Below are 18,753 nucleotides of genomic sequence, written 5' to 3'. Positions count from 1 at the left end.
GAGAGTAGATATCCTCTTTGCACCATTATCAAAAGCTGCACCAACGTCGTATAAAAAATATGAGAAACTTGCTATTGTGATAATCCCACTAAATCTAAACAAAAAATAAGTGATTTTTGAATCTTTTTTTACTGACCTGTAAAAAACAATTAATGCAACTATGAGTATAATTAAATATGGCACTGTAAAACCCTTTTTAAATTGGTTTGTTTTTTATCTTGTAGAGTTACCTTACATAGAGTGTTTTCAGGTAACTGGCCTTTATATTTTTTACAATAGCTTTTCTTAAAACGTTAATTTCGAATTCTAGCCTTGTTAAATCCTGCGGTATAGATAACTTCGTATGTAAATTAGTCAGCTGCGTTAGTCAAATTGAATACTACATTGTTCCATTCTGTTTTAGGTACGACAGATAAGCCCACCTGCCGAACAGCAACGACAATCCCAGAATAATTAGTGGTATTGCATAAAAGAGCCAGCTTAGATTTTGGAAGATCTGGTTAATTGGACTATCAGTGAGGCTTTGCTCAAAATTAATCACCCACACAGCAGACGCTGTAGCACCGCAAAGCAGCATAACAGTGATGGCCGCCCCTACTTGCCAAAAGTATTCGGTCATATCCCAAAATTGGCTAAATAGCTGTTCTAATACCGATTCCTTGTGTTTTCGCCCCATTGCTAATTCCCCTTGGCAGTTCGAATAAGTTCGCTGATCGCCTTAGTTAATTCAGTTATATTTTTCTCAGGCTCAGTGCGATGATTTACATCGTTGTGCTGATACCCTGCAAAAAAAGTTGGTGTTAGTTGTTTTTTAAGAGCTGCTTGTATATCAGGTTCTAATGAATGAATAAATGGATCTAGTGCCTTAATTTGCAGTGCAAAGGTTCTGGCTGCTTTGCCCTCTTCTCGGTGTTTATTTGATTGTTGACCTGCATATCCGGCACCAAACAACAGGACGCCAGTTAAGGAAAAACTAACTATAAATCGTTGCCAATTAAACTGACTGTCTACTGGCGCAATATTATCAACTGAGGGAACAGTACCGAATGAAATGCCCGTAATTTGGCAATAAGCAATAATTAGCCAAGCAACACTAGCGATGATGAAACCTATAGATACTAGACGCCAGATATCGGCACTTTTATTTTCATCAGATGCAGATTTTGCGTATCCTCCAGATATGCTGTCTCCGGAAGATAGCTGGTAAAGGTCCAGAATGTTCTGATACTTGGCTTTTGCATCACCCAATAAACCTATAAGCTCACTCTCAGTCCCGTCATGCATTACTTCGACATCAGTTTTCAATTTATCAATTAAAGACTCATTCCTAACTTTGATATCGGTTTCAACTTTCTCTTTCCAGTTATTGTAGTTGTCGAGCCTTTTTTCCTGGCTGTCAGAGAATTGCTGTTGCCACATTGATATCTGCTGATCCATCTCACTTTTTCTAAGCTCCATGGTGCTATCAAGCTTATCTTGGGTATCAGCGAGCTCAGACATTTTCTCATCCAAATCTGTGAGTGAGTTTTCAATCGTTGATTTTTTAGCTTCCAGATTCGATATAGCTATATCAATAGTATTTTCCAGTGACTTAGCATGACTTCTTACAGCTAATCGTTTGGCATATGGGACTAACCATGTAAGTGGCTGTAAAATAGGTGCGAGCTGCTCATTTGCCGCTTGAATATGGTCAATTGAACCACTACCAGCAAATGCTGTCAGGTATTGAACAAGATAACGCTCCTGAAGTTGCGAGTTCAGACTATCAAGCATATTTGTTGGCGTTACTTCGGGATCAAGTCCGTTTAATGCGCCCTTTATCAGTTCAATAACCTTACGGGCTCTGCGAACCTCGGCAGTAGCCCCATCGTCATGATCTCTCTCACGACTGGATAATAAGTTATCTAGGTCCGCCACACTTTTATGCACGATATGATTTTTGAAGTTTTCGTTCCATCGACTCATTACATACTCCACTGAACTATAGTAGTTAGTTTGCCAACAACCGCAGTATCAACCGCGCAAAATCTTTACCCTTTTGCTGTGAAGCCAGCACTTCAGTAGCCAGTTTTTTGTTATCACCCATCGAATCTAAAATGGTATCGGTTACGAGCTGCGGGAAGCAGCCATAACATTGAAATGGCTAATGAAACGGCGAGTCTGTTGCTGCTTGTTGTTATTTTAAATACAAGCAGCATTAAACCGCAGCGGTTTAAGGGTTGCAAGATATAAGATTAATCAAAAAATCACTGCGACCTACAGTGCACATATCATCACTTATTCAGCAACAGTTTGTGCCGTTTTCCCACCAAAATACTCCCTAAAAAAACAAATTGATAGTTAATTAATTTTGGTTTTTTATGCAGATTATAGTAACCGCTAGCAAGGGCGGCGTGGGTTGTAGCTCTATTGCTTATTTAGCCGGCATGTTGTTTCCGAACAGGATTATAGTGGCACATTAAAGGTGACCTGGCAGGCAAACAACAGCTTTTGACCCCGCTTAGCCTCTAAAGTATTTATTAACTGCCTTAGCGTTTGATCAGCCTCTCTCCATCCCTCAGTTTTAATTGACAAAAATATTTTTAATATCAGACCGCCCCAATCCAGTGTTTCAACCCTCTTAGCTTTGTGGCTGCAACTGGCAGTTGAATCAAAGCGATATAAGGCCGATAAAATGGAAGTGAAAACAAACGTAAAGTCCCATGAAGAGTTTAAAGAAAAACTGATTCAGGTAATGACAGGCATATACGAACTGTTTGAACTGACAAAAGAGCATAATTTAGAACCTGTTAGCGAAAATGGTTGTGTGAGATACATGGACGAATACCGCAAGACGTGTGCTCAAGCCGCAGGGCAGTTCAGCAGGCCGTCGGAGTATCTTGAGTCACTGCTGGATATGGTGCGGGTCAATTTCGAATCTAATCTACCACTCTCCTACTTTTTGAATTCAAATATGGGATTTTTGTACGAGGCTATTCCAGAGAAACCCTTTCAGTTGGGTTATATTTCACTAACCAGCACTCCAAATACGCCGTTTAATTCGTTTTGGAAAGACGATGTTGTTCCATATATTGAGAAGTGCGGATACTCTATTGAAATGGCTGCTTCGACATTTGCTGTGGCATCTGCGGGATCAGACAACTTTAACCCAGATATGATTGAGAATGTAACTTCGACTTTGAATGCGGGTTTTAATATTGATGATGTCGGCACTTATCTTTCAGATTCCCTTTCTCAGGAAACAACTGAACTTCCAGCAAAGTTGCCGACCAAGCAAGTATACGTAGGTCTTTGTATCGACTCTTCGCTAAAGAGACAGATTAGATTATCAATGTGGCTCTTTATCCATCCAAATTAACGTTTTACAAAATGATCAAGTTAATACGATAAAAGGTATGAAATCATGGTTACCATAGAAGATATAGACAAACTCGTTACTACATTTAGTTCTGAGTATCGACGTTCAGAGCTACCAGCAATTAACAAAAGTGAAATTTACAGTCTTTTTAGTAATAAGTTGAAAGTTCCAGATGCTGCATTGCATTGGCCAGAAATGTGGCCGAATTGTCAAGAGCGCGGTGTTTACGCAATTCTCTCAGGGGCAACCGTGCTCTATATCGGTAAGGCGTCACAGCAAGATTTAGGGTATCGGCTCGGTAGCTATTTTGTTAGCGATGTGGATAAGCAGTCTGCGATACCTGCAAAAGGCCATCAATGGAGTCAAATGCCAACTAGCATTGTGACTTGGGCGGTACCGAGAGAACTATTCTTTGAAGCCTCAGCATTGGAGGAGTACTTAATTCATAAGCTAAGAGACCGTTTGCCTGACAACACAAGAGGTAAGAGAGCCTAACAGACTAAAACAGACTAGATATGGGGAAGGGCTAAATTTGAAAACTAAATGGTGCCCGGGGCCGGACTTGAACCGGCACGCCCTTTCGAGCGAGGGATTTTAAATCCCTTGTGTCTACCGATTTCACCACCCGGGCAGAGTTGCGTTGCACTGAAAAGTGCTGGCAGAACGGCGCGCATAATAATGAACGCCGGCCGCTTATGCAAGTATTTTATTTACCACTCGATTGACGATGGCACCCTTGGTGTTGTTAACAGCCGGCTAAACCGGGCCCAGCGCTCAGTCTGGTCATCTGTCTGTTCAATATAGTCTTTTACCAGGTCTTTACCCCAGTTATAGTTAATAACATAAGCGCCATAACTGTCGAAAAAGCGCAGCCGCTGCCGCGCTTCGGCTTCGCTGTTCAGGCTGTACTGTTGCAGCATCGCCACCGCCTGCTCGCCATCAATATCGCCATTAATATACTGGCGGGCAATTTCATTACCGGCATAACTTAACTTGGCCATTAATTTTAAAAATGCAGCGTACTCAGCCGCTTTTGTCGGGTCCAGTCCGGCCAGCGGATAGAGCACATCACGTTCAAATTCCATTTTCTGCTCGAGTGGAAAAGCCAGGGTAATACCATAATTGGCGGTACCTTCGGCAATTAAGGATTGCGGGCTGTACAGCGGATAGACACTGAACTCCTGCCAGCCAAGCTCATCGACCAGTTTATGCTCCAGCAACGCATTATAAGTGTGGTGGCCCGGATAGCCCTCATGACAACCAAGGTCAATGGCGCGGGAAATATCGATTGGCCGCTCACTGTTAATCTGAATCAAACTGTACGCTTTGCCTTTATACCAGTTGTAACCGCTCCAGGGTTTATCCTGCACATACTCCAGACTGAAATCTTCATTTTCCGGCAGACTGATATGCGCCGCGGTGCGCTGCTTACACTCATCAATAGCGCGCTGAAATACCACATCAAGTTTATCAGCCGGAATGACAAAGTTTTTGCGGTAGGCCACTACCCGCTCGGTTAAATTACCTTCGCCCGGCACCAGCTCATCAATACCGGCCAGCACTTCATCAAAATCAGTCAGGCTGTAATTGGGCGGCGTGGTGTCATATAACGCTTGGGCCTGGGCTTCAAAGTTGGCTTTTTTGCCGTTGCTCAGATGCTCAGCATGAAAAACCAATGCTTGTATTTGCTTGTCCAGATAATGCAGTCGCAGCTTACGCAAATCGCTGTCTGCCTGGGGTTGGGTATCGATTTTCTCAAGCAGAGCTTTTGCCTCAGCAGCAATTTCTGCCGCACTCATGCCGCGGGCGAGTGCCTCATCGCGCAATTGGGCGGGGCCATAATAGGCATCAACGTAATTACTGTCATGCTCACCCAGTGCTAAAACCAACTGGATATACTGACGGGCAATATTATCTGGTGCTACCGTAGCAGCAACCCGAGGTTCAGGCGCTTCGCCACATGCTGTTATCAGCATCAGGCTCGCGGTAATTACCAATGGTTTAAACAGGCGTGGTTGCATAATTAACTTCCTTGGTTTGTTTTAGTTTTAATGAGTTAGAACATTATTATGTGCTTAAGCCTAGCGCGTAGCTTGCTTGCCAGCAACTTTTTCATGCGTTTAGACATCTATACTGTTGCAGTTAAAAAATAACCATGTTATTACTAATGTCGCTTTGCTATTCAATTAACCAATACGAGCAATTAATGAATTTACAACGTTGTGTTTTTATTATCAGCCTCCTCGTGCTCCTCAGCGGTGCGCGGGGTGTGGTTTATTGGTAGAAACGTAACGAGCCGATAACAAAAAACCCCGTGCCACTGGCCGGGGTTTTTTGCATTTAAGCCCCCGCCACAGGTTGCAACCGACACCGGAATAACGGAACAGGAAACACGAGATGAGCGGCGACAATAAAATCTGGATCTTTGATACCACCTTACGCGACGGCGAGCAGGCATTACGCGCCAGTTTAAGTCAGAAGCAGAAAATACAACTGGCCCATGCCATCGCCAGATTGAAAGTAGACGTGATGGAAGTGGGCTTTCCGGTTTCCAGCCCCGGTGACTTTGACTCGGTGCAGCGGATTGCCCGCGAAGTAAAGGGTCCGGTGATCTGTGGTCTGGCCCGGGCAGTCAGCGCCGATATTGAAGCCTGCGGTGCAGCATTAAAAGACGCCGAGCGTCGCCGCATTCATACCTTTATTGCCACCTCGCCGCTGCATCTGCAATATAAACTGCGCAAAACGCTGCAACAGGCTACTGAGCAAGCCGTGGCGGCCATTAAGCTGGCCAGCCGTTATACCGACGATATTGAGTTTTCCTGTGAAGATGCCGGCCGCACCCCAATTGACGATTTATGCTGGATTGTCGAACGGGCCATTACGGCCGGCGCCACCACTATTAATATTCCGGATACCGTCGGCTACACCATCCCCAACGAATTCGCGGCCATTATCAGCACCCTGCGCAACAAAGTGCCAAACATCGATCAAGCCCGTTTAAGTGTACATTGCCATAACGATTTAGGCTTAGCGGTGGCCAACAGTATCAGTGCCATTCAGGCCGGCGCCCGCCAGATTGAATGCACGGTAAACGGCATTGGCGAGCGCGCCGGTAATTGCTCGCTGGAAGAAGTGGCAATGATTATCAACACCCGCAAAGATGTGCTGGCACCATTGTATACCGATATTAAAACCACTGAAATTTACCGCAGCTCTCACCTGGTCAGCCAGATCTGTAATATGCCAATCCAGCCAAATAAAGCGATTGTCGGCGAAAACGCCTTTGCCCACAGCTCCGGTATTCATCAGGATGGCGTGTTAAAGGCGCAAAACACCTATGAGATTATGGCACCCGAGCAAGTGGGTATCCGCCAGAATGAGCTGAACTTAACCTCCCGCTCCGGCCGCCATGTTATCCAACACCGCTTAGCCGAACTAGGCTACACCAACGGCGATTACGATTTAGAAGCAGTCTATAAAAGTTTTGTCGCGTTGGCCGACCAGAAAGGCCGGGTGTTTGATTATGATTTAGAAGCCCTGGTGTTTTTTGAAAATATGCAGGAGCAAAACGACTATTACACACTGGATTTCTTAAGCTCGTCTACCCACACCGGCCACATTGCCAGCGCTACCGTTGGTCTGCGCTGCGGCGATCAATTGTTTACCGAAGCCGCAACCGGTAATGGCCCGGTCGAAGCGGCGTTCAGCGCTATTACCCGCATCAGCAAACTGCAGATCAAAATGGTCGACTTTAACTTACAAGCCAAAGGCAGCGGCGAAGATGCGCTGGGTCAGGTCGATATTATCGCCGAACACGAAGGCCGGCGCTTTCATGGTGCCGGTCTGGCTACTGACATCGTGCGCAGCTCGGTACTGGCCTATGTTCATGTGCTGAATATGATCCAGCGCGCCCAGACTATTGATGCCCATAAGCATGCCCAGAAGCATACGCGTATACATGCGCCAGAAAAAAACACAATAAACATTGCAGCAGGTGAACAATAATGAGCAAGCATTATAACATTGCGGTACTGTCCGGAGACGGCATTGGTCCGGAAGTCATGGCCGAAGCCGTCAGAGTACTGGAGGCAGTCACTGATAAATTCCATTTTGGACTAAAACTGACACCCGCTCTGATTGGCGGCGCCGCCATCGATGCCACCGGCGAACCGTTACCGCCACAAACCTTGTCGGTTTGTCAGCAAAGCGATGCTATTTTATTTGGTTCGGTTGGCGGGCCAAAATGGACTGGCTTAGCACCGGACAAACAGCCGGAGCGCGGCTCGCTATTACCACTACGCAAAACTTTCGATTTGTTCTGTAATTTACGCCCCGGCCAAATTTACCCGGCCTTTGCCGACTTATCACCATTACACCCACGAGTCAGCAGCTTAGGTATGGATGTGTTGTGCGTACGGGAATTGACGGGCGGCATTTATTTTGGCGAAAAAGGCCGTAGCGACACCGCTGCGTTTGATACCCAGCGCTACAGCGTATTTGAAATTGAACGGATTGCCAAAGTGGCGTTTGAAGCCGCACAAAAACGCAGCAATAAAGTGACCTCAATTGATAAAGCCAATGTGCTGCAAACCAGTATTTTATGGCGTGAAACGGTTGAGCGCATCGCCAGAGACTATCCGAAGGTTACGCTGGAGCATATGTATATCGATAACGCTGCGATGCAGCTTATTCGCAGCCCGCAGCAGTTTGATGTATTACTGTGCGACAACCTGTTTGGCGATATTTTATCCGATGAAATTGCCGCTATTGCCGGCAGTTTAGGCTTATTACCCTCAGCCAGCTTAAATGGCAGTGGCTTTGGCTTATATGAGCCGGCTGGCGGCAGTGCGCCAGATATCGCAGGCTTGGGCATCGCCAACCCCATCGCCCAGATTTTAAGTGCGGCCTTAATGCTACGCTACAGCTTTGGCGAGGAAGACGCCGCCCGGGCTATTGAGCAAGCCGTGCAGCATTGCCTGGAGCAACACATTGTTACCCGCGACATTGACCCGAAATCCACTTACAGCACGGCCGCGGTAGGCGCTGCCATTGTAGCGACTTTGCGCCAGCAAGGAGAACACTAATGGCTGCCATTTCTTCAGCACGAACCTTATATCAGAAAATATATACCAGCCATGTGGTCGGTAAGTTAAACCCGAGCACCGACTTGCTTTATGTTGACCGTCATTTAATTCACGAGGTCACCTCGCCGCAGGCTTTTTCTGGCTTGAAGCTGGCGAGGCGCAGTGTGCGCCGACCCGATTTAACCTTCGCCACCATGGACCATAACGTGTCAACCCAGCGCCGCAGCATGGACGCCGCGGGTGAAACCTCACGTAAGCAACTGGAAGCGTTGGCGGAAAACTGCGCTGAAAACCACATTCCGTTACTAGATTTAACCCACCCCGATCAGGGCATCGTCCATGTCATTGGCCCCGAGCAGGGTTTAACTCAGCCGGGGATGATTATTGTCTGCGGTGACTCACACACCTCTACCCACGGCGCGTTTGGCGCCCTGGCCTTTGGTATTGGCACCTCCGAGGTAGAGCATGTACTGGCGACACAAACCCTGCCGCAGCAACAGGCTAAAACGCTGAAAATTGAAATAAATGGCGAATTAAGTGCTCATGTTACGCCAAAAGACGTGATTATGGCGGTTATTGGCAAACTTGGCACAGCCGGCGGTAATGGCTATGTTGCCGAGTTCTGCGGCAGTGCCATCCGCGCCATGTCCATGGAAGGCCGGATGACCTTATGCAATATGAGCATTGAAATGGGCGCCAAGGCCGGCCTGATTGCGCCGGATGACACAACATTTTCCTATATTAAAGGTAAAGCCCATGCGCCCAAAGCCGAGCACTGGGACAGTGCAGTGCAATACTGGCAAAGCCTGCATTCTGACATAGAAGCAGTGTTCGACCAGACCGTCACGCTCGATGCCAGCACTATCACGCCACAAATTACCTGGGGTACTAACCCCGAGCAGGTCATGGCCGTCGACCAGAGCGTACCGGCACCGGACAGCTTTAACGATGCCAGCAAACGCGATGCCGCCGAGCGAGCGCTGGCTTACATGGGGTTGGCGCCAGGTCAGAAGCTGACCGATTGCAAAGTTGATGTGGTATTTATTGGCAGCTGCACCAACAGCCGGATTGAAGACCTGCGCGCCGCCGCCACTGTAGTGCAGGGCAAGCAGGTTGCTGCCGGCGTGCGGGCGTTAGTTGTGCCAGGCTCGGGCATGGTGAAACGCCAGGCTGAAGCTGAGGGACTGGCCAGTATTTTTAAAGCTGCCGGTTTTGAGTGGCGAGAACCCGGCTGCAGCATGTGCCTGGGCATGAATGATGATCGGGTAGCAGCCGGCCAGCGCTGCGCCTCTACCAGCAACCGCAACTTTGAAGGCCGCCAGGGCCGAGGTGCCCGCACTCACCTGGTCAGTCCTGCCATGGCCGCTGCGGCTGCCATCGCCGGCAAATTCGTTAATATTGCCGCCACTGGCAATGTACCAGGAGACCAGGCATGAGTAAGATTTTTGCACAGGGTTTAGTGTGCCCGCTGGATAAAAATAATGTTGATACCGACCAGATTATCCCAAAACAGTTTTTAACCAGTGTCAGCCGTGAAGGTTTTGGCCAGGCAATGTTTTTTGACTGGCGCTATTTAGCCGATGGCCGCCCCAACCCGGACTTTGTGATTAATAAGCCAGAGTATAGTGGCGCCAGCATTTTATTAACCCGCGCCAACTTTGGCTGTGGCTCCAGCCGCGAACACGCGCCCTGGGCTATTCAGCAATCTGGCTTTAACGTCATTATTGCCGAAAGCTTTGCTGACATATTCTTTAATAACAGCGTCAATAACGCCATGTTATTAATTCAGCTAAGCAAAACCAATATCGAATTATTGTTTAATCGCTGCGCTCAGGGCCCACAGCACTGGCAAATTGACTTGCAAAGTCAGGAGATCATGTTCGGTAACAATGCCGCTATGGGCTTTAATATCGACGCCGACATTAAACAGCGGTTATTATCCGGCTTAGATTTTATCGGCTCCAGCGAGCAGTTAAAGCCGCAAATAGCCGATTACGAGCAAAGCCGCAAAGCCAGCCAGCCCTGGCTGGGCTAAAATCTCGTTATCGGCTATCAGAAGCGCAGGTTACCTGATGGTGGTTGCGCTTTTTAGTAATTGGTTCAACGTTCTGCAGAAAAATCCCCGTAAACTTACCCGCTAATTTTTATTCTTTATTTATTTCTTTTTGATACAATTTATTACTTTTTACTTTCATATATGTGGAGTTGTCATGGCACGGATGCATTTTTGCTGCAAGTTGCTTTCAATTTTGTTGGTATCTATATTTCTGTTTGGTTGTGGTGGCGGTGGTTCTTCAACTGATGAGCCGCCTCCGCCAAGCTCTGCTGTTATCAGCGGTCTGGCTTTAACTTCCTCGACGGTCGGAATCGATACAACTGCCAGCATCGGATATTCCTCCTCTGCCGGCAGCGAATCTGTGACAGCAAAAATTATCCACGTACCTGCCGGCAGCGATATGCTAAATGCAGCGTTTTCAGGTTCTTCTTTTGCAATTTCTTTTGATACTGTCGGCACTTATCAGTTTTCAGTAACCATTGCAGATAAAGCCGGTACGGTCAGCAGAGAGTTTTCAGTTGATATTACTAACAGCGATCCTGTTGCGAACGTTACCGGATTGGACAAGGCAAACCTGTTCACGGCTTACAAACTGAACGGCGGTGAAAGTAACGATCCTGATGGTCATACTCTTAGCTATCAGTGGTCACTACTATCTAAACCACAAGGCAGTGTTTTAACTGATCTTATGGGAGAGTCCGGCGATATTACTTTTTACCCGGACGTAGCAGGCAGTTACTCGGTAATGTTAAAGGTTTCGGATGGCTTTGGTGGCGAAAGTGAAGAGATTTTTGACTTTGTTATTGGCGCATATAAGTTCCAGCGCCTGGTATTTAATGTAGTTGATGCCGTGTATAACGCTGCACTGGACAAAATAATTATTGTCGGTGATGACAAGAAACTCTACCTGTATGCACCAGAGAGCCATAATACCGAGGTAGTATCACTGGGTTATCAGGGTACCGCGGTCTCGGTTCTTCCTGACGGCAGCATGGCGGCAGTAGCCCACAATGGCAAAATTTCATATGTGAATCTTGGTTCTCTGCAGGTGGAGAAAGTATTTTCAATATCGACAGACGTGTTTGATCTGGAAATAGCGACTAATGGCTATATTTATGCGATGCCAAGAACGGATCAATGGGAAAAACTGCGGGCAATTAATCTGGCAACGGGTGAAGAGGTTCAACAATCAGGAAACTCAGTGCGAGCCGGCACTGTTATTAAAATCCATCCCTCTCATCACTATATATATGGTGCAGACAGAGGGTTAAGCCCGTCTGATATTGAAAAATATGACATTCGCGCTGGTACCCCGGTTTATCTGTATGATTCTCCCTATCACGGCGACTATGGCATGTGCGGCGACTTATGGATGTCACAGGATGGCCTGAGAGTTTTCACGCGTTGTGGCAATGTTTTCCGAACCTCAGAAGTTCGGGAACAGGATATGCGATACAACGGCAGCATAACCCTTGAAGGCAATATATCCTCACTTTCTCACCATATGAACAGTGTGGTTTATGTAGATGAGAGTAATAAAAATCATCTGCATTTTTATGCCTATGAAACACTGGAGGCGATCGGTAGTAAAGAATTACCTGTAGCAGTAATTAATGATCAACCATACCAGACGGATGCAGAATTTGTATTTCATCGCGCCAACGGTAATGTGATATCACTGGTCAAAGTAGATGACAGCAGTGGTCTGCTGTATCAGTACGGCATCGCTTATACTCCTACAAGCATTGAAGAATTCAATCTACGCCCGGCAGCAATAATTGATGAAAATCAATATGTTAATATCAACGAGTTGGTTGAAATCAGTGCAGCGTCAAGCTTCGACCCTGAACAGGAAGATTTGAGCTATAGCTGGGAATTGGTAAGTAAACCCGAATCCAGCAATGCATCGTTAACCGCATTAAACGATATCACTACAACCTTTACCCCCGATTTAAAAGGCAGTTATCAGGTACGGGTAAAGGTAAATGATGGTGTGTATGACAGTTCATACGCAACAACCATTATTACTGCAGAAGACCCGAATGATAAGCAGCTGATTGAACTTGGTTTTGATGTAACTGCGTCAGCATTTTCTGAGCAATTAAACAAGGTCGTGTTGGTTGCCGCAAACCCGAACCAGCTAATACTTTTGGATGTTGCTGACAGTAGCATTGAAACGATTCCGCTGGCGGCCAGCTCTTCTGTACTGGAAATAAGCCTGTCGGGTACAACAGCCGCGGTAGGCTATGCCAATTCAGTCGCCATTATTGATCTGCTGAATAAGCAAGTCACCGCCACCTATTCTGTTTCCTCAGACATCATTGATCTGGCGTTACCCGACAATGGCTACTTGTATGTATTTCCCAGCACCGACCAATGGGCCAGGATCAGAACAATTGAGCTGGCAAGCGGCGCCGAAACAGAACATACAGGGAACTCCATTTATGCCGGCACCCGGGTAGTTGCTCATCCTTCTGGCGAGTTCATCTATGGTGCAGACAATGGATTATCACCATCAGACATTGAGCTTTATGACATTTCTGGCGGTAACGCCCATTACGTTCGGGATTCACCCTATCATGGCGATTATGACATGTGCGGCAATGTCTGGATCTCTGAAGATGGCGCTAATCTTTTTACTCCCTGCGGTAATATTTTCAAGGCAAACCCGGGCCAGGCAGATGACATGCAATACGTTGGCAGATTAGGAATAACCGGAGCAATCAAGGCACTTAGCCAGAAAAACGATGAAATAGCACTATCCAATACAGAGGCCTGGTGGTACTACGGCAATGCAGAAATCGGGCATATTATTCATCTTTACAATTATCCCAGTCTTGCATTCGTGCGCGCTGTAGAAATACCAACCACCACGATTAATGGTACTGTATTCAAAAATTATGGGGTAAACCTGTTCCATACCCTGGATGGCAGCAAAATAATTGCATTGGTAAAAATTGACTCCGCCGCTGGCAGGTTGCACGAGTACTCGCTTTTTGTGTACGCAAAATAACAGCAGTAGCTGCCAGCTATCTTTCTGCCGATAGCTGGCCGGCTGGTTTTTCTCAGGTTGTTTAACTCTGCAACGCCGGAATAATTAAGGAAATAGCAGAAACTAATTATCATGTTAAAAATAATCCTGATTTTATTGGTGTTGTTGCCCTCAGGTTCCCTGGCCAGTGAAATCGAACCCTTTAAATCTGATGGTTGCAGCGTGTTTCCGGACGGCACCCGCGAGCAACATGATTTGTGGCTGGCGTGCTGTACTGCGCACGATTACGCATACTGGCAAGGCGGTACTTATCAGCAGCGTCTTGCAGCAGACAAAGCACTTGAGGCATGTATAGCAAAGGTGGGAGAGCCGGAAATTGCCCGTATTATGCTGGCGGGTGTCAGAGCGGGTGGCACGCCCTATTTGCCAACAAAATTTCGCTGGGGCTTTGGCTGGCCGTATCTCAGAGGCTATAAAGCACTGACAGCAGAAGAACTGAAACAAATAGCGCCGTTGCAAACTGACTAACCTTAGAGGTAAACAATGCCTAAGCTTTTTTCCTACGGCACCTTGCAGCAAAAAAACGTCCAGCTGGCTAACTTTGGCCGTGAGCTTACCGGCTGCCAGGACATTCTGCCGGGCTATGTGGTCGGTGAAATAGAAATTACCGATCTGCGGGTACTTAAGGAAAGTGGCAAAGCGATTCACCCTATTCTGCGTTTTACCGGCAACAGCAGCGATGAAGTAGCCGGTACCGTGTATGAGCTCAACGATGCTGAACTGGCTCAAGCTGACAACTATGAAGTGGATGCTTATATCAGGGTAAGCGCCTGTTTGAAGTCTGGCACTGATTGCTGGATCTATGCTGCCGCAGCGTCTGAATTAAGGTAACCCGGTATGGCTGAAGATAATGCCGCGTTACTGGCCAGAGTTCGTCAGTGCACCTTATGTTCGGAGCACCTGCCGCTTCAGCCAAAGCCAATATTACAGTGGCATCCCAATGCGCGTATTTTGATAGCGGGTCAGGCGCCGGGTCGTAAAGCACATCAGGCAAACATGCCTTTTGCCGATGCCAGTGGTGAACGCTTGCGTACCTGGCTGGGATTAACTCCTGGCCAGTTTTATAACCCGCAGCTGGTCGCTATTTTACCGATGGGTTTTTGTTTTCCGGGTAGCGGCAACAGCGGCGACCTAGCGCCACGGCCAGAATGCGCCCCCACCTGGCAGCAGGTTTTATTACAGCAGTTAACCCGGTTACAACTGACTGTGGTTATTGGCCAGTATGCACAGGCTTATCATCTAACCGATGCCAAAAAGACCGTAACTGCGACGGTAGCAAACTGGCAGCAATACTGGCCTGAACGGGTACCGCTGCCTCATCCTAGCCCGCGCAATAATATCTGGCTAAAACGTAACCCCTGGTTTACTGCAACGTTACTGCCAACATTACAGGCCAGGGTGCAGCAGGTGTTGGCATCCTGCCAATAAAAAAGGCAGCCAGGCTGCCTTTTTAGTAACCTACTGGTTTAGTTGGCGACCATTTTCAGGTTAGCAAATTCAATCATTTGCTCCGGGGTTTGCAGTTCAGCCATTAACGCACCCGATTGCACCGCCTCAAAGCTAACCGGCTCGGCAAAATTAATATTTATCTGCAGTTTTTCTGGCTGATTAATAAAGGTAGTCAAGCTTTCTTTCATGTCCAGAGGCAGGTTCTCATCAGCAGTAATTGCCATTAATGCCATGCCTTGCAAGGCATCCAGCGGTGGCATCTGGCCCTGGGCACTGGCCATCGCGACCAGGCGCTCAATAAAGCCATCGTTAGTTATAACCAATTCGCCACTTTTCAAAGCACCTTTTACCAGATTCGCCATTACATCCGTCATATAGCTATCTGACATACTTAACGCTTGTTGCTCTTCTGGTGTTTTCTCACTCATGTCACGGGCAAATGCCCACAGTTCCTGCATTTGGGCAAACGAGAAGTTGTAAGCCAAACTAAATTCGTCATTTACCCGGGTAACCTGGCTAAAATAGAGTTCACCGTTCGCTGGGGTATACTGGTAGCTGTAGTCGGCATGCAACACCACACCTTGCACAAACTCGCTCATTTGCGGCGGTAACATTGCCAGCATTGGCTCGGCCACTTTGGCCCCAATCAGTTGCGCGCTGCCTTTATCGGCCAGACCTTTGGGCTTTAAACCCGCTGCGGTGACTTTTTCAATCGTTGCCACTTGCCCCATGCCTGCCACACTGACATCGACACCGCTAACGCTGTAGCTGGAGGTTAATACATTGGCTGCCACATCCTGATAACCAATGCTAATTGCTGGCATCAAACCGCTAGCGGCCATTTCCGCATACGACTTATTTGCCAGTTCAATTTGTTCTTTAATGGCATTTTCAGCTTGCGAATTGGCGTAATAAAAGCCCGCAGCGGCGGCAACCACAACAATACCGGCACCAACAACTAATTTATTCATACTAATCCTTTATTCACTATTATTTATAAAACGTATTATTTACAAAAGCGGCAAATCGTAGCACAACACCTTAGCTGGCGAAAAGTGAGTTGGTTAACTATTTCATCAATAACTTAACTACGTTGGAATAATTAGTGACTGCCGCGGGAAAGCATTTACCTGCTACGCAAAGCCTGCTAGCGTAACGTTATCTTTTCCCGGCAAAAATATCTTACGCCATGGCAACGTATTTTCTGTGGTTCGACTTACTGGGCGTTGCGGTTTTTGCCGTGTCCGGCACCCTGGCGGCATGGCGCAACCAGATGGATGGTTTTGGGGTAATTGTGCTGGCCAGTGTTACTGCTATTGGTGGTGGCACCTTGCGCGATCTTATTTTAGACGTGCCGGTGATCTGGATAAACAACAACAGCTACTTTTATGCCATTTTAATAGCGGCCATCGGCACCATTTTACTGGTGCGCAACCGCTTAACAATTCCGCATAATACCCTGCAGTTTTTCGATGCGTTGGGTTTGGCATTCTTCGTTATTATGGGTACTCAGAAAGCGCTCGATTTTGGTACCTCAACGCTGGTGGCTATTATGCTTGGTACCATGAGTGCGGTGTGTGGCGGGATGATCCGCGATGTGCTTTGCCGGGAAATTCCCATGGTATTCCGGGGTGAATTATATGCTGTTACCTGCTTAGTCGGTGGTGGCGTTTACACCGGATTACTGGCCCTTGGTACAGCCCAGTTACCCGCTATGCTGGCCGGCATGTTGGCTTTATTACTGCTGCGCCTGGCCGCGATTAAATGGCAACTTACTATAGCGGTTTTTGGTAAACACCATAACGAGTTAAATGAACCATGACCATGCCAGCAGCCAGCCCACCTTTAATGAACAGTAACCCCAGCCGTATTGCAGAACTGGATGTCATCCGTGGTTTGGCCATTTTAGGCATTTTACTGATGAACATATTTGCCTTCGCCAACCCACCTGAGTACTCGCACAGCCTGATTTGGCAACCGGCTATCAGTACTTTAGATATTGGCTTGTATAACCTGCAGACGATGTTATTTTCCGGCCGGTTTTTAACCTTGTTTAACCTGTTGTTCGGGGTAAGCCTGTTACTTATCATGGAAAAGTATGGCGAGCACTATTTACAGCGCCGGTTACGCTGGCTGGTTGTTTTTGGCCTGCTGCATATCAGTTTTATCTGGTTCGGCGATATTTTGCTGTGGTATGCCCTTACCGGTTTATTAGTACTTAAACAGGGATATCATAAACTCGATACTGCTGCGCTGTGGCGCAAGGGGGTCATGTTATTTACGATATCGTTAATCATGCCGGCTATTTTCAGTTTGTATTTGTTGCTCACTCCGCCGCCACCGCAGCAGCCACTCGATGCTGAGATATTGCTGGCCCAACAGCTGCTTTGGACCGGACCTTACCTGGCCCAGCTAACCGAATTGCTTTCGCTGAATCTGCTGATGCTGGTCGGCTTTGTCATGACCCTATACTGGCTAATGGCAGCACTGATGGTGTTTGGCATGGCACTTTATAAAAGCGGCTGGTTTAGCCAGGGCTACTCGCGCTGGCGCACACGCCTGTTGTTTTTGGCGGCTCTGGCGATCAGCGCCTGCACCGCAGCGCTGGATCATCTTACCGGCTATGGTTACGATTTGGCCATCATGCTGCCCTGGGAGCAAATCAGTGCCTTATTAATGGCACTGGCCTTTGCCAGCTTGCTGATTAATGCCAGGCAAAAGCCTGAGGTATACCATTGGCTGCAGCGCTGGCTGGCCCCCTGCGGCCGGATGGCGTTTACGTTGTACTTAAGCCAGAGCCTGTTAATGGTATTGCTGTTTAAAGTCATTAAACCCGACTGGTTTGCCAGCCTGGACCGGCTGTCGTTACTTGGCATTGCCATTGCCACCATTATTCTGCAACTGCTGTTCAGCCGCTGGTACCTGCAGCACTTTGCCCAAGGCCCGCTGGAATGGCTCTGGCGGCGGTTAAGTCAGCAGCCGGTTATTGGTGCGGAAATTTCATTAGCAGAAACTTCCCAAGCGAATACCAATGCAACCAAAGATATTGAGTATAAATAACTTGTGAACCCCTACACCGAACTGGCGGCGCCGGTTGAGCATTGCCTGACTGAAAAAAACAGCGAGTTTCTGAGCTTTCTGCTGCCGGTTCGCAGCCGCGATGAAGCGATGGCGCTGGTTAATCAGTACCGTGAGCAATACCGGGGTGCCAACCATGTGTGCTGGGCTTATATTATGGGCAATACCCGCCAGCCTGAGACCCAGGCATTCAGCGACGATGGTGAGCCCGGCGGTACGGCCGGCAAACCTATGCTGCATGTGTTAACCGAACAAGAGCTGGGTAATTGCCTGGCGCTGGTGGTGCGCTATTTTGGTGGGGTGAAACTGGGTGCCGGTGGCCTGGTACGGGCATACTCGGCAGCGGTATCGCAGGCCGCAGTAAAGGCGACCCGCAATCAGGTGTTACCACAACTGCAGCTGACAGTACGGTTAGACTTTGCGCTGGAAACCCGGGCCCGCCAGCTTATTAGTGAACTGGCTGGCCAGTTGCTGGCCACTGACTACCAGCAGCAGGTGCAGCTTACTGTCAGCCTGCCTGTCACTGCTGCCGCTGAGTTTGCTAATCAGCTGCAGAATATCAGCTCTGGCAGCGCGCTGATCAGTGAGCTGCCGGATACCGCTCAGGCTTAGTGCCCTTGCCTGGCTCAATCTTGTAGCCATGTTGTTTTCAAACTGGCATTTGCTGCCATTCCAT

General features: G+C 47.7%; 17 protein-coding genes and 1 tRNA gene. 13 read left to right on the top strand and 5 right to left on the bottom strand.

Going from position 1 to position 18,753, the window contains the following annotated elements; translation table 11 throughout:
- Positions 1 to 678 precede the first annotated feature (678 nt).
- Positions 679 to 1,965, bottom strand: a complete 1,287-nt coding sequence (locus B2Q61_RS04615) for a hypothetical protein (protein WP_290619971.1) — start codon at positions 1,963 to 1,965, stop codon at positions 679 to 681.
- A gap of 709 nt (positions 1,966 to 2,674) precedes the next feature.
- Between B2Q61_RS04615 and B2Q61_RS04610 the strand changes: the two genes are divergently transcribed.
- Entirely contained in the window at positions 2,675 to 3,358 is a 684-nt protein-coding gene (locus B2Q61_RS04610; protein ID WP_290619969.1) for a hypothetical protein, read from the top strand.
- 45 nt (positions 3,359 to 3,403) lie between these two features.
- Entirely contained in the window at positions 3,404 to 3,853 is a 450-nt protein-coding gene (locus tag B2Q61_RS04605; RefSeq protein ID WP_290619967.1) for a hypothetical protein, read from the top strand.
- A 49-nt stretch (positions 3,854 to 3,902) separates the two neighbouring features.
- On the opposite strand, the gene B2Q61_RS04600 is transcribed toward B2Q61_RS04605, so the two are convergent.
- Together B2Q61_RS04600 and B2Q61_RS04595 are read right to left on the bottom strand one after the other, a co-directional pair.
- Positions 3,903 to 3,989: transfer RNA gene (locus tag B2Q61_RS04600), tRNA-Leu, on the bottom strand.
- 79 nt (positions 3,990 to 4,068) lie between these two features.
- A complete protein-coding gene (locus B2Q61_RS04595) occupies positions 4,069 to 5,379 on the bottom strand; it encodes a hypothetical protein (RefSeq protein WP_290619965.1) in 1,311 nt (436 codons plus the stop codon).
- Between the two features lie 376 nt (positions 5,380 to 5,755).
- On the opposite strand from B2Q61_RS04595, the gene leuA reads away from it, so the two are divergent.
- From leuA to leuD, 4 genes are read left to right on the top strand one after another with little or no spacing between them, the layout of a single operon-like run.
- A complete protein-coding gene (gene leuA / locus B2Q61_RS04590) occupies positions 5,756 to 7,363 on the top strand; it encodes a 2-isopropylmalate synthase (protein WP_290619963.1) in 1,608 nt (535 codons plus the stop codon).
- Positions 7,363 to 8,442 (top strand): 3-isopropylmalate dehydrogenase, encoded by a 1,080-nt coding sequence (gene leuB / locus B2Q61_RS04585; RefSeq protein ID WP_290619961.1) that lies wholly within the window; start codon positions 7,363 to 7,365, stop codon positions 8,440 to 8,442. The genes leuA and leuB overlap by 1 nt, the downstream gene beginning before the upstream one ends.
- Entirely contained in the window at positions 8,442 to 9,878 is a 1,437-nt protein-coding gene (leuC, locus tag B2Q61_RS04580) for a 3-isopropylmalate dehydratase large subunit (RefSeq protein WP_290619959.1), read from the top strand. The genes leuB and leuC overlap by 1 nt, the downstream gene beginning before the upstream one ends.
- Positions 9,875 to 10,477 carry a 3-isopropylmalate dehydratase small subunit gene (gene leuD / locus B2Q61_RS04575; RefSeq protein WP_290619957.1) on the top strand — a complete coding sequence of 201 codons (603 nt, stop codon included), beginning with the start codon at positions 9,875 to 9,877 and terminating at the stop codon, positions 10,475 to 10,477. Before leuC ends, leuD begins: the two co-directional genes overlap by 4 nt.
- A 156-nt stretch (positions 10,478 to 10,633) precedes the next feature.
- Here leuD and B2Q61_RS04570 read toward each other — a convergent pair whose 3' ends face one another.
- Positions 10,634 to 10,828: a hypothetical protein gene (locus B2Q61_RS04570; protein ID WP_290619955.1), complete on the bottom strand. Its 195-nt coding sequence runs from the start codon at positions 10,826 to 10,828 to the stop codon at positions 10,634 to 10,636.
- A gap of 31 nt (positions 10,829 to 10,859) precedes the next feature.
- On the opposite strand from B2Q61_RS04570, the gene B2Q61_RS04565 reads away from it, so the two are divergent.
- The 4 genes from B2Q61_RS04565 (at position 10,860) to B2Q61_RS04550 (ending at position 14,978) form a co-directional block, all read left to right on the top strand.
- Positions 10,860 to 13,511 (top strand): hypothetical protein, encoded by a 2,652-nt coding sequence (locus tag B2Q61_RS04565; protein WP_290619953.1) that lies wholly within the window; start codon positions 10,860 to 10,862, stop codon positions 13,509 to 13,511.
- 111 nt (positions 13,512 to 13,622) lie between these two features.
- Positions 13,623 to 14,018 (top strand): hypothetical protein, encoded by a 396-nt coding sequence (locus B2Q61_RS04560; RefSeq protein ID WP_290619951.1) that lies wholly within the window; start codon positions 13,623 to 13,625, stop codon positions 14,016 to 14,018.
- 15 nt (positions 14,019 to 14,033) lie between these two features.
- Entirely contained in the window at positions 14,034 to 14,381 is a 348-nt protein-coding gene (locus tag B2Q61_RS04555) for a gamma-glutamylcyclotransferase family protein (RefSeq protein ID WP_290619949.1), read from the top strand.
- A 6-nt stretch (positions 14,382 to 14,387) separates the two neighbouring features.
- Positions 14,388 to 14,978 (top strand): uracil-DNA glycosylase family protein, encoded by a 591-nt coding sequence (locus B2Q61_RS04550; RefSeq protein WP_290619947.1) that lies wholly within the window; start codon positions 14,388 to 14,390, stop codon positions 14,976 to 14,978.
- Between the two features lie 38 nt (positions 14,979 to 15,016).
- Here B2Q61_RS04550 and B2Q61_RS04545 read toward each other — a convergent pair whose 3' ends face one another.
- On the bottom strand, positions 15,017 to 15,970 hold the full coding sequence (locus B2Q61_RS04545; protein WP_290619945.1) for a hypothetical protein: 954 nt from the start codon (positions 15,968 to 15,970) through the stop codon (positions 15,017 to 15,019).
- Positions 15,971 to 16,188: 218 nt separating this feature from the next.
- Here B2Q61_RS04545 and B2Q61_RS04540 point away from each other — a divergent pair, with 218 nt between their 5' ends.
- The 3 genes from B2Q61_RS04540 to B2Q61_RS04530 are packed head-to-tail and all read left to right on the top strand — an operon-like array spanning position 16,189 to position 18,689.
- Positions 16,189 to 16,821 carry a trimeric intracellular cation channel family protein gene (locus B2Q61_RS04540; RefSeq protein ID WP_290619943.1) on the top strand — a complete coding sequence of 211 codons (633 nt, stop codon included), beginning with the start codon at positions 16,189 to 16,191 and terminating at the stop codon, positions 16,819 to 16,821.
- A 2-nt stretch (positions 16,822 to 16,823) separates the two neighbouring features.
- Entirely contained in the window at positions 16,824 to 18,059 is a 1,236-nt protein-coding gene (locus tag B2Q61_RS04535) for a DUF418 domain-containing protein (protein ID WP_290619941.1), read from the top strand.
- Positions 18,060 to 18,062: 3 nt separating this feature from the next.
- Positions 18,063 to 18,689, top strand: a complete 627-nt coding sequence (locus B2Q61_RS04530; RefSeq protein ID WP_290619940.1) for an IMPACT family protein — start codon at positions 18,063 to 18,065, stop codon at positions 18,687 to 18,689.
- Positions 18,690 to 18,753 lie beyond the last annotated feature (64 nt).

Source organism: Arsukibacterium sp. UBA5043, from assembly GCA_002415085.1.
In the GTDB taxonomy this organism is placed as follows: domain Bacteria; phylum Pseudomonadota; class Gammaproteobacteria; order Enterobacterales; family Alteromonadaceae; genus Alishewanella.
This window is presented reverse-complemented; position numbering and strand designations above follow the sequence as displayed.